General features: G+C 42.8%; 36 protein-coding genes and 1 tRNA gene. 4 read left to right on the forward strand and 33 right to left on the reverse strand.

The genetic code is table 11. The features are described from left to right. Positions 1-53: 53 nt before the first annotated feature. From P150_RS0104825 to P150_RS0104955, 28 genes are all read right to left on the reverse strand, one after another. Positions 54-329 (reverse strand): hypothetical protein, encoded by a 276-nt coding sequence (locus P150_RS0104825; RefSeq protein ID WP_155952938.1) that lies wholly within the window; start codon positions 327-329, stop codon positions 54-56. Positions 330-340: 11 nt separating this feature from the next. Then, positions 341-706 carry a hypothetical protein gene (locus P150_RS0104830; RefSeq protein WP_028896698.1) on the reverse strand — a complete coding sequence of 122 codons (366 nt, stop codon included), beginning with the start codon at positions 704-706 and terminating at the stop codon, positions 341-343. Positions 707-708: 2 nt separating this feature from the next. After that, entirely contained in the window at positions 709-1,344 is a 636-nt protein-coding gene (locus tag P150_RS0104835) for a hypothetical protein (RefSeq protein WP_036932081.1), read from the reverse strand. Next, entirely contained in the window at positions 1,337-1,501 is a 165-nt protein-coding gene (locus P150_RS17470; protein ID WP_155952939.1) for a hypothetical protein, read from the reverse strand. Before P150_RS17470 ends, P150_RS0104835 begins: the two co-directional genes overlap by 8 nt. Positions 1,502-1,658: 157 nt before the next feature. Beyond that, a complete protein-coding gene (locus P150_RS16010; protein ID WP_036932082.1) occupies positions 1,659-1,970 on the reverse strand; it encodes a hypothetical protein in 312 nt (103 codons plus the stop codon). Positions 1,971-1,975: 5 nt separating this feature from the next. Next, positions 1,976-2,413: a hypothetical protein gene (locus P150_RS0104855; RefSeq protein ID WP_028896700.1), complete on the reverse strand. Its 438-nt coding sequence runs from the start codon at positions 2,411-2,413 to the stop codon at positions 1,976-1,978. Beyond that, positions 2,406-2,741, reverse strand: coding sequence for a hypothetical protein (locus P150_RS0104860; protein WP_028896701.1), 336 nt, complete (start codon positions 2,739-2,741; stop codon positions 2,406-2,408). The genes P150_RS0104855 and P150_RS0104860 overlap by 8 nt, the downstream gene beginning before the upstream one ends. Before the next feature lie 6 nt (positions 2,742-2,747). Beyond that, positions 2,748-2,933, reverse strand: a complete 186-nt coding sequence (locus P150_RS17475) for a hypothetical protein (RefSeq protein ID WP_155952940.1) — start codon at positions 2,931-2,933, stop codon at positions 2,748-2,750. A gap of 165 nt (positions 2,934-3,098) precedes the next feature. Then, the gene (locus P150_RS0104865) at positions 3,099-3,851 is read right to left on the reverse strand and encodes a hypothetical protein (protein WP_028896702.1); all 753 of its coding nucleotides are present in this window, start codon (positions 3,849-3,851) and stop codon (positions 3,099-3,101) included. 142 nt (positions 3,852-3,993) lie between these two features. Next, positions 3,994-4,572 carry a DUF6633 family protein gene (locus P150_RS16015; RefSeq protein WP_155952941.1) on the reverse strand — a complete coding sequence of 193 codons (579 nt, stop codon included), beginning with the start codon at positions 4,570-4,572 and terminating at the stop codon, positions 3,994-3,996. Beyond that, entirely contained in the window at positions 4,481-4,942 is a 462-nt protein-coding gene (locus P150_RS0104875) for a hypothetical protein (RefSeq protein ID WP_197018051.1), read from the reverse strand. Before P150_RS0104875 ends, P150_RS16015 begins: the two co-directional genes overlap by 92 nt. A gap of 191 nt (positions 4,943-5,133) precedes the next feature. Continuing rightward, positions 5,134-5,619: a hypothetical protein gene (locus tag P150_RS0104880; RefSeq protein WP_028896705.1), complete on the reverse strand. Its 486-nt coding sequence runs from the start codon at positions 5,617-5,619 to the stop codon at positions 5,134-5,136. 1 nt (position 5,620) lies between these two features. Continuing rightward, positions 5,621-5,848, reverse strand: a complete 228-nt coding sequence (locus P150_RS17480) for a hypothetical protein (protein ID WP_155952942.1) — start codon at positions 5,846-5,848, stop codon at positions 5,621-5,623. Beyond that, entirely contained in the window at positions 5,845-7,020 is a 1,176-nt protein-coding gene (locus P150_RS0104885) for a DEAD/DEAH box helicase (RefSeq protein WP_028896706.1), read from the reverse strand. The genes P150_RS17480 and P150_RS0104885 overlap by 4 nt, the downstream gene beginning before the upstream one ends. Further along, positions 7,017-7,214, reverse strand: coding sequence for a hypothetical protein (locus tag P150_RS0104890; RefSeq protein WP_028896707.1), 198 nt, complete (start codon positions 7,212-7,214; stop codon positions 7,017-7,019). The genes P150_RS0104885 and P150_RS0104890 overlap by 4 nt, the downstream gene beginning before the upstream one ends. Before the next feature lie 55 nt (positions 7,215-7,269). Beyond that, the gene (locus tag P150_RS16855) at positions 7,270-8,142 is read right to left on the reverse strand and encodes an NUMOD4 domain-containing protein (RefSeq protein WP_155952943.1); all 873 of its coding nucleotides are present in this window, start codon (positions 8,140-8,142) and stop codon (positions 7,270-7,272) included. Between the two features lie 228 nt (positions 8,143-8,370). Next, complete coding sequence (locus P150_RS0104900) at positions 8,371-8,823, reverse strand: recombination protein NinG (RefSeq protein ID WP_028896708.1); 453 nt, start codon at positions 8,821-8,823, stop codon at positions 8,371-8,373. A 1-nt stretch (position 8,824) separates the two neighbouring features. Beyond that, positions 8,825-9,550 (reverse strand): hypothetical protein, encoded by a 726-nt coding sequence (locus tag P150_RS0104905; protein ID WP_028896709.1) that lies wholly within the window; start codon positions 9,548-9,550, stop codon positions 8,825-8,827. Between the two features lie 405 nt (positions 9,551-9,955). After that, positions 9,956-10,393, reverse strand: a complete 438-nt coding sequence (locus tag P150_RS0104915; RefSeq protein WP_028896711.1) for a hypothetical protein — start codon at positions 10,391-10,393, stop codon at positions 9,956-9,958. Positions 10,394-10,396: 3 nt separating this feature from the next. Then, positions 10,397-10,903: a DUF3127 domain-containing protein gene (locus P150_RS0104920; RefSeq protein ID WP_028896712.1), complete on the reverse strand. Its 507-nt coding sequence runs from the start codon at positions 10,901-10,903 to the stop codon at positions 10,397-10,399. After that, entirely contained in the window at positions 10,903-11,730 is an 828-nt protein-coding gene (locus P150_RS0104925) for a hypothetical protein (protein WP_028896713.1), read from the reverse strand. The genes P150_RS0104920 and P150_RS0104925 overlap by 1 nt, the downstream gene beginning before the upstream one ends. Continuing rightward, positions 11,711-12,646 carry an ATP-binding protein gene (locus P150_RS0104930; protein WP_028896714.1) on the reverse strand — a complete coding sequence of 312 codons (936 nt, stop codon included), beginning with the start codon at positions 12,644-12,646 and terminating at the stop codon, positions 11,711-11,713. Before P150_RS0104930 ends, P150_RS0104925 begins: the two co-directional genes overlap by 20 nt. Next, positions 12,643-12,948, reverse strand: coding sequence for a hypothetical protein (locus P150_RS16025; RefSeq protein ID WP_051617562.1), 306 nt, complete (start codon positions 12,946-12,948; stop codon positions 12,643-12,645). The genes P150_RS0104930 and P150_RS16025 overlap by 4 nt, the downstream gene beginning before the upstream one ends. Before the next feature lies 1 nt (position 12,949). Next, positions 12,950-13,174 carry a hypothetical protein gene (locus P150_RS0104940; protein WP_028896715.1) on the reverse strand — a complete coding sequence of 75 codons (225 nt, stop codon included), beginning with the start codon at positions 13,172-13,174 and terminating at the stop codon, positions 12,950-12,952. Between the two features lie 23 nt (positions 13,175-13,197). After that, positions 13,198-13,311: transfer RNA gene (locus tag P150_RS17485), tRNA-Phe, on the reverse strand. A gap of 56 nt (positions 13,312-13,367) precedes the next feature. Continuing rightward, positions 13,368-13,598: a hypothetical protein gene (locus tag P150_RS0104945; protein ID WP_028896716.1), complete on the reverse strand. Its 231-nt coding sequence runs from the start codon at positions 13,596-13,598 to the stop codon at positions 13,368-13,370. Positions 13,599-13,609: 11 nt separating this feature from the next. After that, positions 13,610-13,765 carry a hypothetical protein gene (locus tag P150_RS17490; RefSeq protein ID WP_155952944.1) on the reverse strand — a complete coding sequence of 52 codons (156 nt, stop codon included), beginning with the start codon at positions 13,763-13,765 and terminating at the stop codon, positions 13,610-13,612. Between the two features lies 1 nt (position 13,766). Further along, complete coding sequence (locus tag P150_RS0104955) at positions 13,767-14,132, reverse strand: hypothetical protein (RefSeq protein ID WP_028896717.1); 366 nt, start codon at positions 14,130-14,132, stop codon at positions 13,767-13,769. Between the two features lie 442 nt (positions 14,133-14,574). On the opposite strand from P150_RS0104955, the gene P150_RS0104960 reads away from it, so the two are divergent. After that, complete coding sequence (locus P150_RS0104960; RefSeq protein WP_028896718.1) at positions 14,575-14,958, forward strand: hypothetical protein; 384 nt, start codon at positions 14,575-14,577, stop codon at positions 14,956-14,958. 201 nt (positions 14,959-15,159) lie between these two features. On the opposite strand, the gene P150_RS16860 is transcribed toward P150_RS0104960, so the two are convergent. Both P150_RS16860 and P150_RS17495 read right to left on the reverse strand, forming a co-directional pair. Beyond that, positions 15,160-15,906 carry a Rha family transcriptional regulator gene (locus tag P150_RS16860; RefSeq protein WP_081819279.1) on the reverse strand — a complete coding sequence of 249 codons (747 nt, stop codon included), beginning with the start codon at positions 15,904-15,906 and terminating at the stop codon, positions 15,160-15,162. Between the two features lie 64 nt (positions 15,907-15,970). Then, a complete protein-coding gene (locus tag P150_RS17495; protein WP_155952945.1) occupies positions 15,971-16,117 on the reverse strand; it encodes a hypothetical protein in 147 nt (48 codons plus the stop codon). A 251-nt stretch (positions 16,118-16,368) separates the two neighbouring features. On the opposite strand from P150_RS17495, the gene P150_RS0104970 reads away from it, so the two are divergent. Then, positions 16,369-17,133: a S24/S26 family peptidase gene (locus P150_RS0104970; protein ID WP_028896719.1), complete on the forward strand. Its 765-nt coding sequence runs from the start codon at positions 16,369-16,371 to the stop codon at positions 17,131-17,133. A 15-nt stretch (positions 17,134-17,148) separates the two neighbouring features. Next, complete coding sequence (locus P150_RS0104975; RefSeq protein WP_028896720.1) at positions 17,149-17,475, forward strand: hypothetical protein; 327 nt, start codon at positions 17,149-17,151, stop codon at positions 17,473-17,475. A gap of 203 nt (positions 17,476-17,678) precedes the next feature. Here P150_RS0104975 and P150_RS0104980 read toward each other — a convergent pair whose 3' ends face one another. Beyond that, positions 17,679-18,113 carry a GatB/YqeY domain-containing protein gene (locus P150_RS0104980; protein ID WP_028896721.1) on the reverse strand — a complete coding sequence of 145 codons (435 nt, stop codon included), beginning with the start codon at positions 18,111-18,113 and terminating at the stop codon, positions 17,679-17,681. A gap of 469 nt (positions 18,114-18,582) precedes the next feature. After that, on the reverse strand, positions 18,583-19,521 hold the full coding sequence (locus tag P150_RS0104990) for an IS30 family transposase (RefSeq protein ID WP_028896722.1): 939 nt from the start codon (positions 19,519-19,521) through the stop codon (positions 18,583-18,585). A gap of 367 nt (positions 19,522-19,888) precedes the next feature. Here P150_RS0104990 and P150_RS0104995 point away from each other — a divergent pair, with 367 nt between their 5' ends. Continuing rightward, a complete protein-coding gene (locus P150_RS0104995) occupies positions 19,889-20,425 on the forward strand; it encodes a hypothetical protein (RefSeq protein ID WP_036932083.1) in 537 nt (178 codons plus the stop codon). A gap of 209 nt (positions 20,426-20,634) precedes the next feature. On the opposite strand, the gene P150_RS0105000 is transcribed toward P150_RS0104995, so the two are convergent. Next, positions 20,635-22,308: a putative transporter gene (locus tag P150_RS0105000; RefSeq protein WP_028896724.1), complete on the reverse strand. Its 1,674-nt coding sequence runs from the start codon at positions 22,306-22,308 to the stop codon at positions 20,635-20,637. Positions 22,309-22,617: the final 309 nt, after the last annotated feature.

Consider the following 22,617-nt stretch of genomic DNA (forward strand, 5'->3'; position numbering starts at 1 on the left):
ACGCAAGGCATATAGTCGTTACGCAGCCTAAGATACATTCTGTCGTTTCCATATTATTGATGTTTGTCGTAAAAAGCCGTCAATTCGTCTATGTACTTGTCGAGTTTCTCATCGAGTTCCCTCGCTTCCGGAGCATCGCCATAGCCTTTCTTGTAGCCGTTCTGATAGGCGTCATGGCACAGGCAGGCGACGGCAATTCCCATAAACAGGGAACCGATGAGGGCAAACGGCCTCTCTATGTGGAAGTGAAAGGAAGAGAAGCTGACGGTCGTGCGGCCTGCGATAAGCAGAAACACGACAAAAATGATGATGTAAAATACTGTTTTCATAATTTTCTTTCTTAAATCCATCTGTCCCGAATGGGCGTCCTTATGTTTTTCTCAAAGGTTCTGTATAACGATTCAGCTTTTTTTTCAATTTCCTCTACTGACAGCCATCTGCAAGACAGACCCAAAGCACTCCCTTCTATGAATAAAAATACTTTCACGTCATAGTTATGGCAGTCGTCAAGACGCCGTATATTCTTCTGTTCAGTATAGTCATACACGGCAAATTCTATCTGATAGGGTGGGCTGTCTTCACGGGAATTGCTGGGTAGTACCGTCTTGTACCATCCGAAGTCTTCGTGCTGATATGAGGACTTGAATTTCCCATATCCTTTTTTCCTAAGCTCTTCTTCGAGAGCGTTGTATTGCTCTGTTGTCATAGTCAATCTATCTTTTCAAATTGATACACCACCACAAACGGATTGCGCTCAAATGTACCCTTGCCGCTTACTTTGTCAATGAGGGCTGCATAGGCTTCACGAGGAGAAGTAAAATATCCTATCATATTGTTGTCAGAATGTTTGGGAGTTGGTCGGCAAGAAAAATAGTAATCATTATATCCGTCAGCTCTTAATTCTCCAACGAACTTAATACCTTCTCTCATACAATTTTCGTCAGATATATCCTGCAAGCATTCCATGCGCACATTGGTAATCCTGATGTGGTGGGGCATTAGGGAAACTTTCACGAACATCTTATTTGTGTTTCCCGGGACATCATGCCCAAACTTATCGAATTGTGGATTACCAATGTCAAGATAACATTGTGCTATCGCCACAACCTCGCCGACTTGATAGCGTGGAAAGAGTATGCCTATGGTGTCACCTTTTTTATTCACAAGGCCAAAGAAACGTTTGTTCCCACCCGTACAGCCACAGAAGAAACGGCGCACATCTCCTATTGTGTAACCAGCAGCCATTTTCGTAGGCTTCTCTATCCTCCGTGTCATTGTCTTTGTTCCGTCAAGCACCGCTTGGGTGAGGCAGAACTTATCGTTAAACATTATTTTCTTACTCATAATCCTCCAATATTTTAGCTTTTATTTCTTTTGCCTCCTCATAAGAACCGCGCCAAGGAAGACAACCGTCATATACTGTCTGCCACGGTAAATACCATGCGCGCTTTACTTCCACTTCACAGGAGCATATTCCTGCTTGAACAATTCTGACTTTCATATATTTATTTTCTTAAATTTTCCACACTTGCGACAAACAAATGTTTTCGTAATCTTGTATGGAAATTTGCTATCTCCATATTCATAGACACTCGTTCTGTATACCTGTTCCCATTCATGGCAACAGAGTAGTTTTGCTCTTATTTCTGACAATAAGCTCATTGCTTGCCTCCTTTCAGTTCTTCAATCAGTATATCAGCTATTTGCACGCAGTCTTTGATATAAGATACTATGCTCACATTCTCCATCGGCGTTGAGAATGAAGCCGATAGCACATCTTTCGCTATCTCAAACCTGCGTTGCTCCCAATTAGGTTCTACCTTAGGGTAATCATTCACACTTTCAGCGATTAAATCAACCTCGTGTATACGAAGAGATTTTACTTCACTTCCATATTTAACAAGTATTCTCTCGCTGTCTAAATCAAGTACTCTAAGCACCTCTCCTGTTTCTTTTATTCTTGCTTTCATAATATTTATTTTAATATTAACACTGCTGCTGCCACTCCCCAACCACTAAAAGCAATGGTGTAGCATATCCATTTTAGAAATTTTAATCTGTCTAAAGCATTAGCATACGCATTTTTGAATTTTATAGCGTCACCAAATTTTGCATCGAAAGTCTCATCACATAGATTTTTTACAATTCTTTCTATTTTTCGACGGCCTTTTTCGCTAAGAATAGGCTTAAATCCATCATTCTTATACAATCCGTTTTCTGTTGAGAAAGAAGTTGTATAATAAACCGTATCACCGTTATATCTGTCTTGGAAGCCCGTTTTTAAATCAATTCTGAACACACCTCTTTCTTGGTAATATGTCTCTGCCAAGCGTTTTATTTCTTTATCGTTCAACTTGGCTTTCTCATATAGTTGCGAATAATCATATTCGCTCAATTGCACTATTTTATTCATCTTTCACCTCGCTTTCTTTTGGGAGTTGCGGTATCTCCATCCAATAATTAACCTCATTAGCAGTCCTCGCACAATCTGCCGAATAGAACAAAGAAACTTCTACTCCTACCCACCCTTTATCATAGCGAGCTGTGATTACGCCATATTCCTTAGTGTTGATAAGCACGACAGTATCTAATTTCGGCAAATCCCCGTCGGCGACCGAGTGCCAAGGGCTTGCGGTTGCACCGTCATATAGACCTACATTGTACCATTGTTCCTCTCTGTCCGTTTCAAAGCAATTAGGCTCTGTTGGTCTGCCTTGATTTATTATTTCTTCTCGTGTCATAGTCTGTTATTTCATTAAATCAGGGTTATTACATGTAGGTTCAAATTGCCCTACTTCCAATTTGTAGTAGTTGCAGAAAAATGCGTACTTACCAAAAGAGGAGTGAGGGCATCTTGCACAATCCCCCCTTTTTGTGTTCGTATTTTCGATTTGTTTTACTTCTTCACCTGTTGCTTTAATTCTTGCTTTCATTTCCTATAATATTAGCTAAATATTAAATTCCAACGCTTTCGGTCGTGAAGATGTAGTGTCTGTCTTCTATCGTAATTCCGTTCATATTCGTATCGTAATTGTAAAAGGGGGTGCACTTCTCACTGGTAATTTACCTTTATCAGTGCGCCCCCTCTGTTGATTTATCTATTCCTTTTTTCCATTCTCCAAGTCGGCATACATCGCTTCCACGTAATCAACGATGCGCTTGTACTCCCTGCCACTTACCTTACTGTCCTTGTATGCCTTAGCGATAAGTTCCTCTCCAGTACCGTGAAAACAGCCTACTGTCCACATCTTATTAGAACGGGTATAAGTGAAGTAGCGTCCGCTTGACCAGATATTCTTTGACACATAGAAATCAAAGTAGCATTTTACCCGAGCATTGCCATACACCTCTGCATTGCCATACACCTCTGCATTGCCATACACCTCTGCATTGGCACACACCCGAGCATTGCCATACACCCGAGCATTGCCATACACCCGAGCATCGCCACACACCCGAGCATTGCCATACACCTCTGCATTGCCATACACCTCTGCATTGGCACACACCCAAGCATCGCCGCACACCCGAGCATCGCCGCACACCCGAGCATTGGCACACACCCGAGCATCGCCACACACCTCTGCATTGCCATACACCCGAGCATTGCCATACACCCGAGCATTGCCATACACCCGAGCATTGCCATACACCTCTGCATTGCCATACACCTCTGCATTGGCACACACCCAAGCATCGCCGTTCTGACTAAGATTCAGTTCACTCCGTACATAACCTCCAATATCTCCGGCATTAACGTTTCCAAAACTTACTAATGCTTCTATTGCATAGAGCGTAACTCCATCAACGACCTTTGTAAGGTCGGTTCTCAATTTGTACTTCTTTTCCATAATTATTTATTTTCTATATTCTATAAAACTGTTGATAATCGATGCAACCTGAATTATTACACCAAAAGTTATCTCCCTCATATCCGCCGTACCACCTGCATTCGTGGCAAGGGATATAGGTAAAATATTTTTTTGCTCATAATTATTTTCTGTTTTTTGCTTTCAGATATTCTTGATAAGACATACTGCTATTTTTATCCTTGCTTCTTTTCTCCTCCTCAATTTTGGATTTATGCTTAAAATAAGCGTTATTTCGCTCGATAATGAACTCTCGGATGGACAGGGTAATTACCATTGGCGAAAAATTACCGTAAATCTCTTTGTACTTCCCCAATTTGAACCTGCGAAAGAAAAGCATCAGTTCAGACACTTTCAAATAATAGTATTCGGAGGCTATCAGCGAGGCGAGTGATTCCGTCTGCCTGTCGTTAAGAGTTCCTTTGTTGTTTGTGAACGACACGCAGTCAGTAATCTGCGGCACGAGCCATATTGCGCCTGCCCTGCTGCCGTAGGTCTTGTTTAGTGTTGCGAGTGTAGGGTGATTGCCAAAGAAGCACTCCTGCGAGTCAGTGCAAAGCGTCTCCTGTAACGAGGGCGTGTAGACTTGCAGAATATGCTCCCTAAAGGTGTCAGCTCTTACCGTCAATGTCTGCGAGCATTCTGCCGAGGGCTGTTGCGCCTGCTTCGAGCGCACGCTGCGTATTGCTTCCGTTATTTCCATTCTTGTTAAATTGTTTATCGTTTTTTGCCCATATTATGAGCCGTTTTGATGTCTCCCAAGTCTTTTCGAGTTCAAAGCGCATCTTCGTTCCCGACTTGTTCCTTTCAGTCCAGTAGTTGAAGAAAGCCCTAATCATCTGTGGTTGGTAAATACCGCCACGAGAAACGACAAAGGGGATAAGGCTGTTTTCAAAGGCCTTTTCACGCTCCTTGCACTTAGCCTGTAAAACACCGATTACTCTCTGTGTTGGCTGCTGTGTTAGGTTGTGTGTTAGTTTTTTCTTTCCAACTCTATAAGTATCGTAATTACAGATGATTACAAAGGTGCTTGCTGTGTTAGCTCGTGTGTTAAGTGCTGTGTTAGTTTCCATTTCTATCTCTCCTTTTTTGATTAGGCTTGATAGCGTTGTACGGCATACTTGTAAAGTCATTCCACACGACTTTGCAAAGGCTCTGTAACTTATCCTCGTTATTCCGTCTTCGTCAGCCCCAACGAGTAACCGTAACATTACAAGCTGCTCGTTGGGGGAGAATTGCTCTGTAAACTTGTCATCGAGTTTTATCATGTTTTGTTAAGTTTACTTGCAAGAGAATTGAATACCCTTGCAAATTTCTTATACAGCTCCTTGTCCTGTATTGACGAAGTGAATTTATGAGCAATTTGTTTCTTTTTCAAGTCCCAAATCAGGCGCGCCTTATCCACTCCATCCACAAAGAAAATATGAGGATATTTGCGCCATTGAATTAACGTTCCGTCTTCAACCAACGAAACTATTTCAACAGGTAGCAATGAGGTGATGTACTCAACACCATTTATCTTGCTTTCCTCTCGTTCGATGGCTTTCTTTGTCTTTGCAATCTCATCTTGGAGGTTATTCAATGCGTTGTTCTGTCTGTCCCATCTACGCATTGTAGATTGACCGCACCGCTTATCGTTCAAAGGCTGTCCGTTAGCTTGCTTGACATCATTAAAATGCTCGGATAATTTGTTATTAAACCTTTCCTCTTTCGTTTTCAATGAGGATTTTAATATATCTAATCTGCTCATATCATTTCAATTTATACGGTGTCATCGGGTTTATCTCTGCCTCTCCCATTCTCTGCTTGAAGTGCCGGCATCTAATCATCTTGCTTGCCACCTCCCTCTCGTGAGTTATTGTACATTCAGAAATAACTGGATTGTGAGGAGCGGAGCGCATCAAATAGGCATTATTACATTGGTAGCAGGAATGAGTGATGAGTGATGAGTGATGAGTGATGATTGCTGGTTTCTTCATTGAAATAATACATTAGTTAATTGTTTTCCGTTGCTGAACACCGCCCACTTGCCTTTGCCGTTGGTATCGACAAGTTTCAAGTCCTCAACCTTGCCGAAGCGGTTGATATTACCACAGAGGTCTATAAACCACGCTTGTTTTCCTTTATATGGCCGTATCTCCCTGCCTACTATCTGATAGTACATAGCAAGCGACATTGTAGGGCGTGCCATAACCACCGTGTCAAGTTGAGGGTAGTCGAAGCCCGTAGTGAGGACATTCGCATTAGCAACTACTTGTATCTTTCCACTCTTGAAGTCAGTCAATATCCTGTCTCGTTCCGCTTTGGGGGTATCTCCAGAAACAACGGCACAATTAGGTATGCTGTCAGCCAGCCGTTGGGCTTCCTTGACAAATCGGGTAAACACCAGTATTCCTTTTCTCGCACCACCACGCTTGGGTTTCAGAAGTCTTTTCACGATGCTTACAAGGTAGAAATAGAAGTCTATACGCTGATACTCCCTTATCACAGACTTATCGGTATAATCAGCACCTGTGGTGTTGAGCTTCAGATTACCCTCGTTCCAACCAGTAGGAGATAATTGATAATACTCAATATTGGAGAGAAAGCCCATATCAAGCAAGGTTGAAATTTGCACTTGATAGATGACCTTTGAAAAGATGTGAGGTCGGGTGCGAGTGATGAACTTCAGCATTGAACCACCCATATAGGAAGAAAGACGGTATGGTGTTGCGCTTAGTCCTAAAATCTTCGTCTGTTCCAACGCTTCAAAGAAATCTTTGTACATTCCTTGCTTCGGGTTGCACTGGTGACATTCGTCCACGATGATGTATGTGAACCGTTGAAATAGTTCGGGGTGTGATTTTGCGCTGCCTATCGTTGCAAACGTTATCTTCCCCACCTCCTTTGAGTTGAACGATGCAGAGAAGATTGTGCAGCCAAAAGGATTGATTGCGCTCATCTTCTCGAAATTTTGTTGTAGTATTTCACGACTGGGGCAGAAGATAAGCACATTACTATTCAACCTTTCGGCTATTGATGCTATAATCCAACTCTTTCCTCCACCTGTCGGACAGACTATAATGCCGTTGTATTTTGCCTTGTTGTCGGTCAGAAAGGCTACTGCCTTATCGACCGCTTGCTGTTGATATTCTCGTAATTGTATGTTCATATTTCTTCCCATCCTTTAGGTATAAACTCATTATCATCTGTTTCTTTGGATTGGATGATGTCAACACACCCACGAATAAAATCATACCTATCAAGCGATTTGTCCTGAATGGCACGTGTAATTAAATCGGCATGGAAAATATTGAAATGCTGTAAAAGCAAATCATTGATTTTTTCTATTTCTAAATCATTCATACCTTTATCCCTTTCTCCTCACTTAGTTTCTTAACCAAAACCGAATAATACTTGATTAACATGATTTTATTTCCTTACCTTTATATACTTTGCCACTATCCTTGTATTTTCTGATAGTTTCATTACAACACCCCAATTCAAGCGCAAGACGTCTTATGCTTATGTATTCTTTGCATACATTGCTCTTCACATCTCTTGCTATAATATGGATAGAGCGAGGATTAGGCTTTATTTTTATTTCTTCAAAAACACTTTTATCAGAAGTTGAATAGTATTCAGCAGCAAAATACCATTTATATCCACGTGTGATATGGAGACCTCTTGCCGTCATACATCGTCTTATATTAGCTTCAGGAATACCAGTCTTTCGCATACATTCAAAAGCCGAAGTCCAATCTGCGATTTTATTACCTTTCATATCCAGTTGTACTATCGGTTTTGAGTTCCATCTTTTGTGAAAAGAATAATCTCCGCGTATCACACCAAGAACTTTAGCGGCATGATTTATATTTTCTTTTCTTGTACACCATTCAAGATTTGATGCTTTATTATTGCCTTTATTTCCATCTATATGATTAACGTCAGCACCATCAAAGAAGCCTTTTACAAACATTTTTGCAACCAGCCTATGAACGTAGAAAGTTTTGTATTTTTGCTTTCCTTTATACAAAATAATCGTTTGGTATGAGTTATTAGTTCTTGTATGATTTCTTGGGGACATAATCTTTTCTGCAATAACCCTTTTTTGGTTACCGAATTTAACCACTCTCGACAAAGACCTTACTCTCCCAAGATTACTTACTTGATATAACCCCTCATATCCAGTTATATCTTTCCAGATTTCTGTTTGTTCGGTTGTCGTACCGTTAGACGTAGTTAGGGCAATACTATTCTTCTTACCCTCTCTAATTTCATTGTTCTTTGGCATTTCTGAATGAAATTTGAGTGCATAAAAGAAGGCTATCAAGTCTCCATTCTCGCCAAAGAACAAATACTAACATCGAAATGTGAGTATCCAGTGGAAACTGATAGCCTATATCTTTGCAGAAATAGCTTCTAATAAGGATATAAAAATATACCCACGTTCCGATTGTCTTGTAAATGTTCTTTGGCGTTGAACATTGCAAAGATACGACTTTATTCTGAAATCGCAAAATCATTTGATATTTTTCTCGCTTTGTAATTTACTCACCAGTATAGAGTAGTATTTAATCAATTCCTCTAATTCCCAACAAGACCATTTTTTCGTACTATGCGCCTTAACGCTTAACATTTTATATCTTGTATCTCCTATCCTATTCAACACATATTGATTTAATTTTATAAGATGTTCGGAATTAAATCTATTGTCGTAGGCACATTCCATTACGCAATTATCCTCGTCAAATCGTGTTGCCATGTGTCTGCGGCTATATAGGTGGGAACAATCACCCTTTGCAAAAGGGAGTATTCTGCCACAAGTTGGACAACGAAACGTGCCGTTAGGAAAAGCATCCCTTAGCCTTATGTATTGGCTGAACACCTTATCCAGTTTCTTAACCAATGTTGCTTGGCTTGTCTGCCGTTTCTTCGGCTTGTCTGATTTCTTCTTTTTGATGTAATACGGCATTTTAGAATAGTGTTTGTTCTGTTATCTTTTGTTTCTTTCCGATGATGAAATCACAGATGAAATTCCTTACGTAATCCGGTGATATCAAAGAGCGCTCCATGCTGCATATTCCGGTTTTCTTTGAAGACTTTGCTGACATTATAGTCTTTTGTTTCTTGTCTTTTTGAAAGGAGCGTCCATAAGTCGGCTCACAGTTGACGAACCAGTATGCAGTTGGCTTCACGTAGTAGTCACCTCTTAACATTCTGTTTCTGTCTATTATCGTAGGCTTGAACAAAAAATTATTATTCAAGTAGCCGGGTTGAGTCCATGGATTTTCAACTATCATTTTTAGCCCACGTATCTTAACAATAGAGAATATTTTGATCAGTAACTTGTAGAAATATTCTCTATCTTCAGAACGTTTCAGTATTTTGTCTGCCATATCTCTGAATGTCAGCTTTCTGTAATTTACAGAATAAGCCGTCATTTCTATCATACTGTCTTGGCAGAAGTATATACAGGGAAAGAAAGCCATAATCAAGTCGTTTGGCGTTATATTGTCAAACACGCTTGCTTCACCATCGTAGCATTTCTCAATTTCCGCAAACAAGTCCATTACATGGTCTGTCTCGCCAAATTCGTTCTGTATGTCATAATCTTCTGCTTGATAACCGAGCTTGCGAAACTCATTCTTGAAAGTTCCCGATTGCTCGAAAAAACAATATATTTTACCTTTGATTTCCATTTGATAAATAATTAGTCGGAGTATGCGGACTCGAACCGCAACTGCTTAATCCCGTTTCACCTGCCACCGTTACAACTTAAAACAGATTGGCGTTTGGTATCGTCCCTGTTTGTGCTGTGCTACCATTACACTATACTCCAAAGTGTGGGGACGCTTCCCCACTGAACTTATAAAATTCCGATTATGAAGCCCTCACGGAGGATTATCTCCTATTGAGTTCTTTCAATCTTTCTTTAACATTACCGGAATAAACTATTAGATACTGATTGTGGAAATCAAAAACATGGTCTTTCTTGACCTCCCACCAACTGCTATAGTAATCTTTGAACACTATCGGTAGCCCTAATTTGAAAGCATACAACACATCGAGTATTTTGTTTATATCTGTCATTTGTTATTCATCTTTTATAAAAATTCTTTGTTGCGTTCAATCTCTATTTCCATCTGCTGAATTAGTATTGCTTCATCTGCCGATGGTATGTATATCCCAGCTTCCTGCGCTGCCCAATTTCTAAATCGGTCAATGGATAAGCTCATTTCTGCCGTATCAAGGTCGGCACTACTTCTAAGCACCTTTACCCTACCTAAATACTTGTCTTCCTTTTCTCGGATAAACAAGTCGGGATTAACGAGTTTCTTATAGTATTGCTGCTTAACCCATTCAAGCGTGTTTCCTGTCTGTGTTCCGAAATAGGCGAGAATAACGTGTAGATATTTATTGCTCTGCAATGTCCTACGTGGTTTCTTCTCTGTCAGCTCAACGATTTTCCCACTCTCTGCCAACTTCTTTGCACGGAGCAGGAAGTTGGCTTTGTCGAGTGGATTGGATGTGTCATACGTCATAGGCTAAAATGGAAAAGGCTCACCACTTGCATCTGTCTGCGGTGGAAACTGTTGCACCTGTGGCTGTGGTTGATACTGTGGTTGATACTGTGGTTGATACTGTGGTACAGGTTGGGGAACGTAACCGCCTTGTGGAGCTGGCTGTTGTGGTGCCTGTGGCTGCTGTGGTGCCTGTGGCTGCTGAACCTGCCTTACCTCAATGCCGAACGGTCGCACATGGATAAAGTGCTTGGTCTGCCCAGCCTGGTCTGTAATCTCTGTGCCTTGCAGGTCAAAGGAAACCGTTACCACTTGCCCGGGCTTGATATTGTCAAGCAGAGCCGTTTTACTCTCCATAAACTCAAATGCCAGTTTGTTTTCGTATTGAGAACGTTGCCCTGTGTACGGGTCGAATGTCGTACAATCCAAATAGAGTGTACGCTTGGTAAATGTTTTCCCACTTCTTTGAGATGTAATCTGCTGTGGTTGTCCTACTGCGAGGACAACTCCCGATTTGGTGTTTGCTGCCATTATGATTCGTTAAATAGTTTCTTGTCTGTTATCAGATTCCTGTTATCATTCACAAATCGTATGAAATCCTCACACCTTTGTTGGAGTATAGGAATATCACGATTTGGATTGAACCCATACGTTTCTGTGAATGATTCACAGTTGTACTTTCCTATCACCGCAACATTATACTCGAAAGTTCTCACATCACTACCCATCTGCATAAGACAGAAAGGATAAACCAAATGCTGATTATTTCGTTTGTACTTCCCTACGCTATATTGGCTTGCGGTTTTGATGTCGTGAACGGATAATGGCATAAGTTCGTCTATGAATCCATAGAGTTTAACATCGCCAAAGACTGTAGGAAGAATACCCTCAACGTATTTCTGCGTTACAGCCCCTTTGTAGTAGTTCGCAAACTCTCTGCATATACCGATAGGAAAGAAAAACTCATGTCCGTTATATTTTGCGTTCAGACCTATAAATTTTCTTGTATTTGTTACATCACAATAAATCGGTTTGCCTGTACATGGGTCGCAAGCACCATTAGCAATCTGTTCGTAGGCTTTTTCTATTTCCACCTTTTCAGATTTCCGATGCTCAATCATACAATCTATAACCTCATTGAAAGCCGTTCCTTTTGCGACGGCTTCATTATCATAAGGTACTCTGTTGATGCGGTCAATAAGCGACTGGAACTGTATATTGTGGAACTCTTCAGAAGTATGAGGGGGATTCTCGCTGAATCCCCAATACTTCTCATAGATGATGTCGCTATCCACGTATTGATGATAAGAATCAAGCAATGTCGGATAGATATTGTATTTAGGCTGATTTGCTTTCATAAGACTTTGTTTCTTTGTTGTAAACAATGCCCAGTTCTTTCAATTTTGCAGAAAACAAGGAGCGTGCTTTCATCAACGAGCTGCCGATATGTTGATAGTCATTGATATGCTCTGAAAAATATTCGGCATCTTGTGCATCTGTAATCTGCGAAATACCCTCCTCTATCTCGGCCAATAGGTTGTTGTACTTCTTTATCTCCTCTTCCTTTGCGGAGAGCATACCAAGATAAGGTACTATGACTTGTTTTTCTATAAAGTCATTTTTTATTGTCGGCTTACCCTGTGCATCAATAATAGTAGGAATATTCATCACGCCCGGAAGATTACAGGTATTCTTTCCGTCATTACGGCTTGTTGGGTCAAATGTAATAGTACGCATCTGACGTCCGTTCTCATTTTTCATTTCGAGGTAGCCAAGCAAATCAAGTTCTGTTACAATAGCGTTGTAGGACTTTTCACGCAAAGCAGGGATAAACACCGTATCATCACCCTCCTTGCGGGTATCACGGTGAGCAACAAAGACAACGTTTTTATTTAGGCTTCCAACGGTGCGAGTAAGCCAAGAAAACTCCTGATTGATACCTCCCCAATCTCTGATTTGAGGTTGTCTTGTTCCACACTTATAGGTAATGATGAAATCCATCATCTTTCCTATCGTGTCTATGACGATTGTCTGATATGCGGACAAATCTTCTTGCAGTACATCTTTCACATCTTGCCAACTGCTTACCTGCACAGTATCAACACCCTCCAAATGGGACATATTGATACGCTTAACGCCATTGTCGAAGTCCAGCAGCAACGGCTTAGGAGTTGATAGTGCCAACGTACTCTTACCCATACCAGCTTGTCCGTAAATCATCATCTTGATTGTGTTCGGAATACTTAATTCCGATGCTTTTCTGATTAGTGTCATAATTCCTTTATTTTATCGTTTACAAATAATCTATCTACTCTCATAATCGCTAGTGCTTTCTGTATCTCTGCCTTTGAATAGACCAAAGGAGAGTTTACGGCATTGCCCGAACGCCTTGCGTGTATCAAGCCTTTCTTTTCCAATTCCTGAAATGCCTTAAATTCTACATGGCGAAATTTAAGCCATTTCTTGACTTCGGATTGCCTTAATCTGTCCTGTGGCGGGTCATAATCAGCTACGGCTGTATTGTAACCCACTCGGACGAAATCGGCTATGATACCGCCAATCTCCTCTATACTCATATCAGTACCTTTGAATAATGGTAATATAACCGTTTTTTTCTGTCGTTGTGGTTGCAAACTTGTTGTTCATCGGGTCGCAGCCCGCATACTTGTTTTGTCGTGAACATTCCACTTGCACACCACTTGCAGTATAACAGTCCAATGGAACGTGCAATCTATTACCCCTGCCTACATGCTTGAATAATCCGGCATAGCTGTACTTCTTTTCCTTTAATATCCTTTCCATCTTGTTTTTTGAATTTTGATTCGTGGTGGCAGCAGGAGTCGAACCTGCATGGACTTACAAAGCGTTTAACATGGCCACTCTCACGCTATATGCCTTCCTCAATTTGAGGATGCGTCTACCAATTCCGCCATGCCACCAATTACCGCCCTATCCTCACGGACGGGACGGGTGATTTAAATTAAACTTACTACGATTATTCGCCTTGAATATAGGCAAGTGCCTCGTCCTTCGTGGCGAAGCAATATTTTTCCGCAAAACTCGTGAACTCATACCCACCCTTACCATCGGACGGATAGTATTCAACCTCTACGCTGTCCGCCTTGGCTGACACTACGATTTTCGCAATATCAAAGGCAACAAGCAGATGCTTGCTGCTGATACCTGTAACGTGGTCGCCCACGTTGAATTTTGTCTTGATTTCCATAATTGTATGATTTAAAAATTGTTTATCCACTCTGCGAGGCAGCACGTTGCAACCATAATGATGATGCCGACGTGCGCAAGTATTACCTCTTTATTCGTGAAGTTCTCGCCCCCAAGGAGAGAGAACGGCTCGTTTGTCTTTGCGAGCCAGTTCTTAAGGTTTGTCATATTATCTTCCATAAGCCCATCGCTCAAAGTCACCTCTGTGAGGAAATGCGGGGTCGCAGCCATAATCCACGTCTCGCCACATATCGCCGTCATACTCTTCTTGCCATGCCCCTTCAGGGTCTGCGTTGGCGTCAAGATAGTCGGCGATAGCCTCTTCAAGATTGGGAAGTTCGGTGTCCTTGTAAATCCTAACCTCATGCCTGCCGTGCTTGTCGCAGCCGACCTCTATCTGGTCGTCGTCCAGCAAATCTATCAGGCAAGAACAGCCATCGAAGTAATACTTGTCATTCTCATAATAGCTGTCGTGCGCAGCTTGCTCGATAGCTTCTTTTAGCTGCTTTCCAAATTCTTCTATAAACTTTTTCATAATCGTAATCTTTAACTTAAAATCGCACCCACGCCCAATTCGATTGCAGCACCCTGACGTGCAGCGTGGGTTATATTTTTCGCTTTAGCGAGACAGACCCCAAGCCTGCCTACTCAATCAAGTATTGAGGTTTTTCTTGACTGTCAGCGTCGTTCTGCGCCTACTTCTGCCATCTGCGGGGTCGTGGATTGTCAGTCTCGCCCGCAGCCTCTCATTTTCCGCGCCTCTCTGTTTTCACAATTTCAAAAAACACCGTAAACGCTTGCGAGGTTCAGATTATTTAATTATCTTTGCCGTGAACGTAAACAAATTACGTTTGCAAAGATAGTTTCTTTTTAGATACCAAACAAACATCTTGGTATCTTTTACGATACTATTAACACATATTTAACCTGACAAAAGGTTTATTTACAATTACACCTTATATAGAGAGGGAAAGAATATGGATTTAAAAGAGTTTGTAAGCGAAACCCTAACGCAGATATGTGAGGGCGTGAAAGATGCGCAGGAAAGATGTGAAAGCAGTGGTGCACTAATAAACCCAATGCTGGATGTTAAGGTCTGCAATAAGGAAACCTACCGCCACGACGGAAAAGATTATCCGGCCACCAACGTGAAATTCAACGTTGCCCTCACGGAATCTTCGTCAAATGGAGGAAAGACGGGGATAGGCGTTTTCTTGGGCAAGCTGTCCGTAGGACACGAATCCTCAAAAGGCGCACTATCCCAGTCTGTTACTTCTGTTGAATTTACAATAACCATCGTGCCTCCATACATAAATAGAAATGGTAAGCATGTACCATTGTCAAGCCTTGTCGGAATGTAACACCACCATCATGTCATGGAAATGCTCTGTCGCTAATCTAAATGCATCGTATGGGGCTGTTTTGGGATGATTTAGGATTGAAAAGTAGATTTTCGTAAATAATCTTTTTCTCCTATAATCTCTAATTTTTTTAAATATTCGTTTCATAGCAATATATTTAATCGTTCTTTGAAATACTGATACAACCGACCAAAGCAGTTCCTACACAGCTCTTACCTCCCTAACAAGGTCTGAAACGATAGCGTAAATCTTCTCAAGGAAGTGATTACGCTCGGCTACATCGAGGTTTGTCTCTCCTTTCGCTTTCTTGTAGGCTCTTATGGAGATATGGTAGCAATAATACAGACGCTCGTACACCTTGTGCCACACGTCCCTCTGCATGGTGTTCGTGGCTGCTGCGTATCTGTTCACGAGCTGACGGATTTTGTCCCTCAAAGACGGCTCCACGACTTCCTCCTCTGAAATCGTTACCGTGAGAAGTTTCCGGCCATTCTCCGCCCGCTCCCTGTCGAGTGCGTCCATACGGTTCTCCAGTACCTTCAGTCTGTGTTCCTGCTCCACCATAAGCTGAGCCTGTTTCAGCAGATACTCGGCACCAGTAAGCTGCTGTGGCTTCTCCTGTTGTCCTTTGAGGGCAGTTTCCATCTTGTTGAAGGCTGCGATATAGTCAAGTTTGAACTTCATCGCCTTTTTCCCTGTGAATCCCATAGCAAGGAGGGTAAACCCATCACGATTCATTACAAACATCGGATATTCCTGTCCATTCTGCACACTAACATAAGTCGCTTCTTCAAACATAGGGGTCTCGTTATTTTTGAGGACACCCCCTGTAAGGATGCTGCGAATGGCTTTCAAGACATTGTCGTGCGACTTCCCAAACTTCTCTGCAACCAACAAACTATTGGTTAAAACTTGGTGGTCTTCACTACAATAAACTATTTCTGACATAATATAAACTATAATAAAGATTAAACTGCTAACGGGAAGAGGAGCGAGTCCCCAGAGTTTGCCCTTACCCGTGATTGCTCATCGGGAAGGCTCTGAGGTTGTCTGCTTGACGGTTGTCGTCGCTGAGTAGCCCCACCACCACGGAGGACAATTCCGTAACGGTCGCCCGGCTTTCCACCATTGTCGGTGTCCCACCATCATCCGGACTCAAGTCTTGATGTTTGCCGTGTGTCCCACTTGCTAAGATGCAGGCCGTGGCGGTACTTCGCTCGTCTCCTCCTGCAAATCAAGGTCGGTTGTATAAAAAACAAAAAACCTCTGCAAGTGTGAGAGCCTTACAGAGGTGAAATATCTAAACTCCCGAAAGGGAAAATTTAGCGATGTCATTTGCATTTCTCTCACAAATGCAACGCAAAGATACTATCTTTTTAGATACCAAACAAATATTTTGGAGGATTTTTTATGGAAAAGACAAAAAAGGACAGATTATTCGAGGTTATGGAAGCCTTGGGATTGTCAGATTATCGGGTTTATACAGATGTTCCCGAGATAACAAAAAATATGATGACAAAATTGCGAAATGGAGAAACAAAAGACGCCTCGTCTAAGATACTTGAGCCATTTTGTAAGCATTACAAGAAAGTAAACCCATCCTATTTGTTAATAGGCGAAGGCTCCATGTTCACTACAGGCGACAATAACCAGTCCATTGTCGCAGGAGGAAATGTAACCAACTCAAACAACAGGACGACAGGAACATCCGGTATAAGTACAGCAAAGGCTGTTAAGCCGTATCTGCGTGAGGAACTTGCAAATATACCTTATGTTCCGGTGGATGCAAAGGCTTCTTTCATTGAAAGTCTCTACGACAATGCTTATGAAATGGAGACATACGGAGTAATGGCAGAAGATGGGGAGCAACTTAATGAAGCTGAATACAAAGTGTTTCAAATAGACGGAGACAGCATGATACCGAACATTCCGGATAGGTCTAAAGTTCTTGCAAAAATAATACCTGAGACAAAATGGGAGGAAGCATCAGGAGTTGTATTCGTCATCTATGGAAAAACTCTAACCATAAAGCGAATCTTAAAAAATAGCTTATTTAGCAAAAATATACTCACACTTAAAGCAGACAACCCTGTTTACGGGCAAGTGGATGTGGAAAGAAACGAGATAAGAGGAATATGGCAGGCTATTCGAATAGTGAGCCAAAGAATTGTTTAATTTAATATTTCATAGATGGGAAATAATCAAGAATTGGTTGCTGAACAAGGAAATATCAGCGATTCCAATAACAGTAACGAGGGAAACGCAGGGCGTGATATACTCAATAACTATACCGACAAAAATGCCGTAAATATGGAGATACATTCCAGTCAAGACGAAGTAATCAAAGGCCTGAAATCCGTCATTTTAGGATTGCAGCATCAGATTGACAGGATGCAGGACCAGATGGAGGTGTATCAGAAGCAGTTTACCAAGGCGCAGGAACTCAAGGAAAAACTTATGGATATGCTTTTGGAGGACAGGAAACTATTGCAGAAAAAATTAGAGGGTTTAAATTAGTTTTAGCAATGTTTCAACATTGGAGCTTATATGTTTTACAAACGCCTGTAAATAAAGCGTTTACACTCTTAAAGGACTTCGTTTCCGGTTCTGAAGGTCTTGGGTTTGAATCCCAACGGAGTCACCAACAGTAAAAAGAGAGTGTACGAATGGCGTTCACTCTCTTTTCTTTTTCAGTCTTACACCTATCTTATAAGCATACTTTACAGCAAGCCACGCACAATCGCTGCAAGGCTCTTGCCGTCTGCCATAGGCAACTGTGCCTTCACAGCCTTGATGATAATGCCCATATTCGCGCCCGGATTGGCTGCAATCGCTTCCTTTGCACACGCAGTAACTTCCTCTTCAGTAGGAACGGCAGGGAGATACAGGCTGATAATGTCAAGTTCCTTTTTCTCATTTTCAGCCAATTCCCCACGCCCGGCTTTCTCATACTGGTCGATGGCATCCTTGCGCTGCGCCACCATTTTCTTGAGAATGGAAAATTCCGTCTCCTCATCCATCTCCTTGCCTGCGCCCTCCTTGGAAGTCTTGAACTTCAGGAACTCTGTCTTTATCAGACGGAGCACGTCGCGTTTCTCTGTTTTCTTAGCCACCATCGCATCGCGAATCAGCTCATCAATATTGCCGTTAATCATCTTAATATATATTTTAGTTTGTCTTAAAACACATTTGTAGGTCTGCCCTCTCTGCAAAAGTAGCAAAATTTTGCTTAGTTTCATTCCGATATTCAATGTTTTTTCTGCAAAAGCGCAAATATCGCTCCAAGTTCAAGCTGATTCCGAACCCAGAGACATCAGTTTTCCCATCCGTAAGTCCTCAAGTGATTCATCTTTATACATCTAAAATATACGACCCGTAAGTATCTGAAAATCAATTATCTTTTTCCTCATTTCCATTCTTGCGAAGATTGCGTCCCATTCTTCGCAAAAACGCAATGCAATCTTGCGAAGAATGGAATGCAATCTTCGGTCATTTGCAAAGCGTGTATATTATCTCCGTAAAATAAGAGATATTCTGCTGAATCAATGATGAAATTTCTTTGGAGATTCAAGCAGGCAGTATTAAGAGAGCAAAAAGGTGTAGAGTCAACCAGCAAGTGCAAAATTACAACACATGTTTGAAGAACTCGCACTTTGGTGTGGAAAAGTTTAATTTTTCCCTTGGTCTTTCATTCAATTTCTTCTGTATGGCCATAATCCTCTTGTCCGTATAGTTCTCAAAGGAATCCTTTTTAGGTATATATTGTCTGATTAACTTGTTTGTATTCTCAATGGCTCCCTTTTGCCATGGACAATATGGATCTGCAAAGTACACAGGCACGCCCAACCATTTCGTGATATCCTTATGTGCGGCAAACTCAGGTCCGTTGTCAGTGGTAATGGTCTTCAGTCTGTCCTTGTATGGCAGCAGCAGTCTCCTGACTGCTTTTGCCAGAGGCTTCGACTGCTTCCCAAATGGCAGTTTCCGCATAAGCAACATATTGGTGGATTTCTCCACCAGTGTGAGTATGGCCCTTTGGGCAGGGTCGACGATCAGGTCCATCTCAAAGTCTCCAAATCTCTTCCCGTCCACTTCCTTGCTTCTCTCATGGATGCTCACCCTGTCCTTGACAGGAAGATGCCCACCCTTGGGGTGATGCCTGTATTTCATCTGATGTCTTGTGTGCCCGGCAAGTTTCCCTGTCGGGTCATCGTGGATGATGTTGTAGATGGACTGATGGGACACCCTTATCCCCTCATTCACACGCAGATACCCCGATATTTGTCTTGGAGACCATTGGTCATTAACGATATATTCCTTGATTCTCCAGACCAATTCGTCGGAGAGCCTGGAGTTGCTCACCGTTCGCCTCCTGCGCTCCATGGCCATGTCGTGCGCCTTCGTCCAGATATACTTTCCCGAGGGCGTGCTGTTGCGTTTGATTTCACGTGAGAGTGTTGCCTGACTGATGCCGACGATGGCGGCAATATCTTTTCTTGCGGTTTTCTTTTGAAGTAAGGCGAAAATTTGCGACCTTTGCTCCGAGATTAATTGATGGTACATAAACAATACAAAGTTAGTTAATCTTGGGGAGACTTCGGTCTCCCTTTTTTAATTTGTATTGCCGGTTGTTGCTTTTTCCTCGCCGAGAGATGCACACAACCTCTCGCTACGCTTCGAGAACGTCTGCATCTCTCGGCGAGGGCTACTCTTTTTTGCACTTCGATTTGGAATCTTCAAAGGTAGGGATGAAATTAATCGAACCAACAGGACGTTTATGAAGAAAAAGAATTAATTTTGCAATGACGAAATAGGTGATGGGTAATTATCGTCGCTCTTGAATGATGATTCCCCCTTTATTCCTTTCATTCGCTTATGAGGTGCTTCTCTCACTCAATTCGTTTAATCTCATAAATATATAAAAAGAAATATGACACAGCAACAATACAAACAGATTTTCAAGAACGACCTGAAGGAATATCTGCTCTCGCACGGCAAGGTGGACGAACGCCTGCCGGAAGCTCCCGACTTGGAGGCTCTCTGGTTGAAGATAGGACAGGCGTATCTTCCCGACGGAATGCGCGAGTACAACAGCTATCCTACCGTTGCGCTCGGATGGATGATGTATACCGGAATGGCTCTCGCCAAGTATTGGGACGAGGATTGGGAGGTCTATGGCAAAGTGGAGAATCTCTATACTTATCTCCTCGGCAAGACGGATTACGACCATTTGGACGACTACATTCGCGGGAAGGTTCTTCAGCTTACCGCTGAGGAGTCGAAAGCTCTCGAGCTGCTTGTGGGCGAATGTGCCTCGCGCACTTACAGTCAGATCAGAAGACTGCGCATAGAGCCGAGCACCAATGATGCTTTCCACGCCTTCCTCGGTGCTCTCCATCAGATGTATCTCTTCGGAATAGCCGTAGAGTTGAAGACGCTCGGCTATCGTATGACGGCAATAGGCTAAGAGATATTCCGAAAAACCGTTGAATAATAAATTTGTCAATAGTTCCATTCGCCATTTCGGTATCTCCGTGATAGTGTTTGCTTAGGTTATGCCATCTGAAGAGTATAACAGAAAACGCTCCCAAACCTGTGAGTGTGAGGTTTGGGAGCGTTTGTATTGTTTCTAATCCATAAAGTAAGAAAGGATGGGGCATATCAGCCTGTTCCTTCTTATGCAAACAGAAGAATCATCCACTGAGCCAACATTACGCGGAGGAACATCGTGAGCGGATAGACCGTGGCGTACTTGATGGCGGGAATATTGTTCTTCGACGCATCAGGCGTGAGCGACAAGGCAGGGGCGAAGGTCATATTGCCGGCTATGTAACCGAGCAGAGTGAAGTAGTCGAGCTTCAGCCAATAGCGACCGAGAATGCAAGTTGCCCAGAGAGGAATGAGCATTATCAGGGCAGCATAGGCCATCCAGAGATAACCGCCGTCGAGCAGCTTGCTCACGAAACTTCCTCCCACGCTCAATCCCACGCACGCAAGGAAGAGCGTAATGCCAAATTCCTTCAGCATAAGGTTCACACTCTGCGTGTTGTGCGTGTTCAGACGGAACCGGGTTCCGAAGTTGCTGATGAGGATTGCCACCACAAGCGTTCCTCCGGAGAATCCCAACTTGGCCGGCATCGGCATATTTCCGAGTGGGAATTCGATGCTTCCCACAAGAATACCTATCAGAATCACGACCGAAAGCACCATCAGGTTAGGTTTCTTGAGCGTGGAAACCGAGTTGCCCAGTATCTTTTCCACGCGCTTCACGTTTTCCTCCTCGCCTACGAGCACTACGGTGTCACCCGTCTGCAAAAGCAAGTCGGGCTTTCCGATAAGATGCACGCCGGCACGCAGCACACGCGAGATGTTCACGTGATAGATGGAACGGAACTTCAGTTCCTCAATGCTCTTTCCGTTTACCGTTCCCTGTGTTACGAGGCATCTTTTCGAGATGAGTCTTCTGTCGAGTTTTCCCCACAGGGCATCCGTCATTTCGATTCTGTGCCCGATGAAAGCGCATATCATTTCCATTTCGTGATGTTCGGAAATCACCATAATCTTGTCGCCTTCCTCGATAACCGACTTCGGATGCGCCATTTCTATCTCCGAGGTTTTCTTGTGCATAATTCTCGATACAAGGAAATCGTGCTTGTCGAGCAACAGTTTTACGTGTGCTATGTCGAGTCCGTAAACGCTGGGGTTCGATACTTCTATGGAATACACCAATGCCTCCTTGCCCTGTGCCTTCTCCCGGTCTTCAATGCGCTGCGATTCCTCGTCCACCTTCACTCTCAACACCCACTTCAGGCAGCCCGTTGTGAGTATCAGTCCGAGAATGGCCACCGGATAAGCCAGTGCATAACCGATACCGATGTCAGACGAAATGCTGCCCGATATTCCCTTTGCCGCTTCCTGCGCCGCACCGAGCGAAGGCGTATTCGTAACGGCTCCGGCCAATATGCCCACCATCGTGTCTATCGGAGTGCACGAAAGAGAGAAGATGAGATAGGTCATCAGGAGTGCCAGTCCGATGGAAAGGAGCGAGAGAAGATTGAGCTGGACACCTCCCTGCTTGAACGTTGAGAAGAATCCTGGCCCCACTATCATTCCGATACCGAAGATGAAGAGCACCATACCGCTTTCTTTCACGAATGAGAGCACCATCGGGTCGATCTGCAAGCCGAGGTGTCCGGCGAGAATGCCTGAGAACAACACCCAAGTAACGCCCAGCGAGAATCCTCCCACCTTGATTTTGCTCAGCAGAATGCCGACCGTAATGACAAGTGCCAGTACGAAGATAGACTGTCCGATTCCGGGTGTGGTAAGCAAACTTACGATTCCGTCCATAAGATAAGTTTTTTGCAGGATGCCCTGCATCCAAGTTTTTTATTGTAAAGCATCTTCCCCGTCCGTTCACTTCCGTGCCGTCGGCAGGGGGATTGATTAACGGTGCAAAGGTACAACAAACTTCTTATTCCAATCCCTTTTTCTCATTAATTATTTCTATGAGAGCGAAGAATGTCAATGCCTCTGGCAATGTCGGAGCATCAACAACGGCAGTTCTTGCTAAATAATTCCCCTCCATACACTTGCCGTTTGAAATAAAGTTTACGATATATTCTCGCTTTCGCTATCATTTGCTCTTTAATCTTTTGC

Origin of the sequence: Prevotella sp. HUN102, assembly GCF_000688375.1 — a bacterium.
Classification (GTDB): domain Bacteria; phylum Bacteroidota; class Bacteroidia; order Bacteroidales; family Bacteroidaceae; genus Prevotella.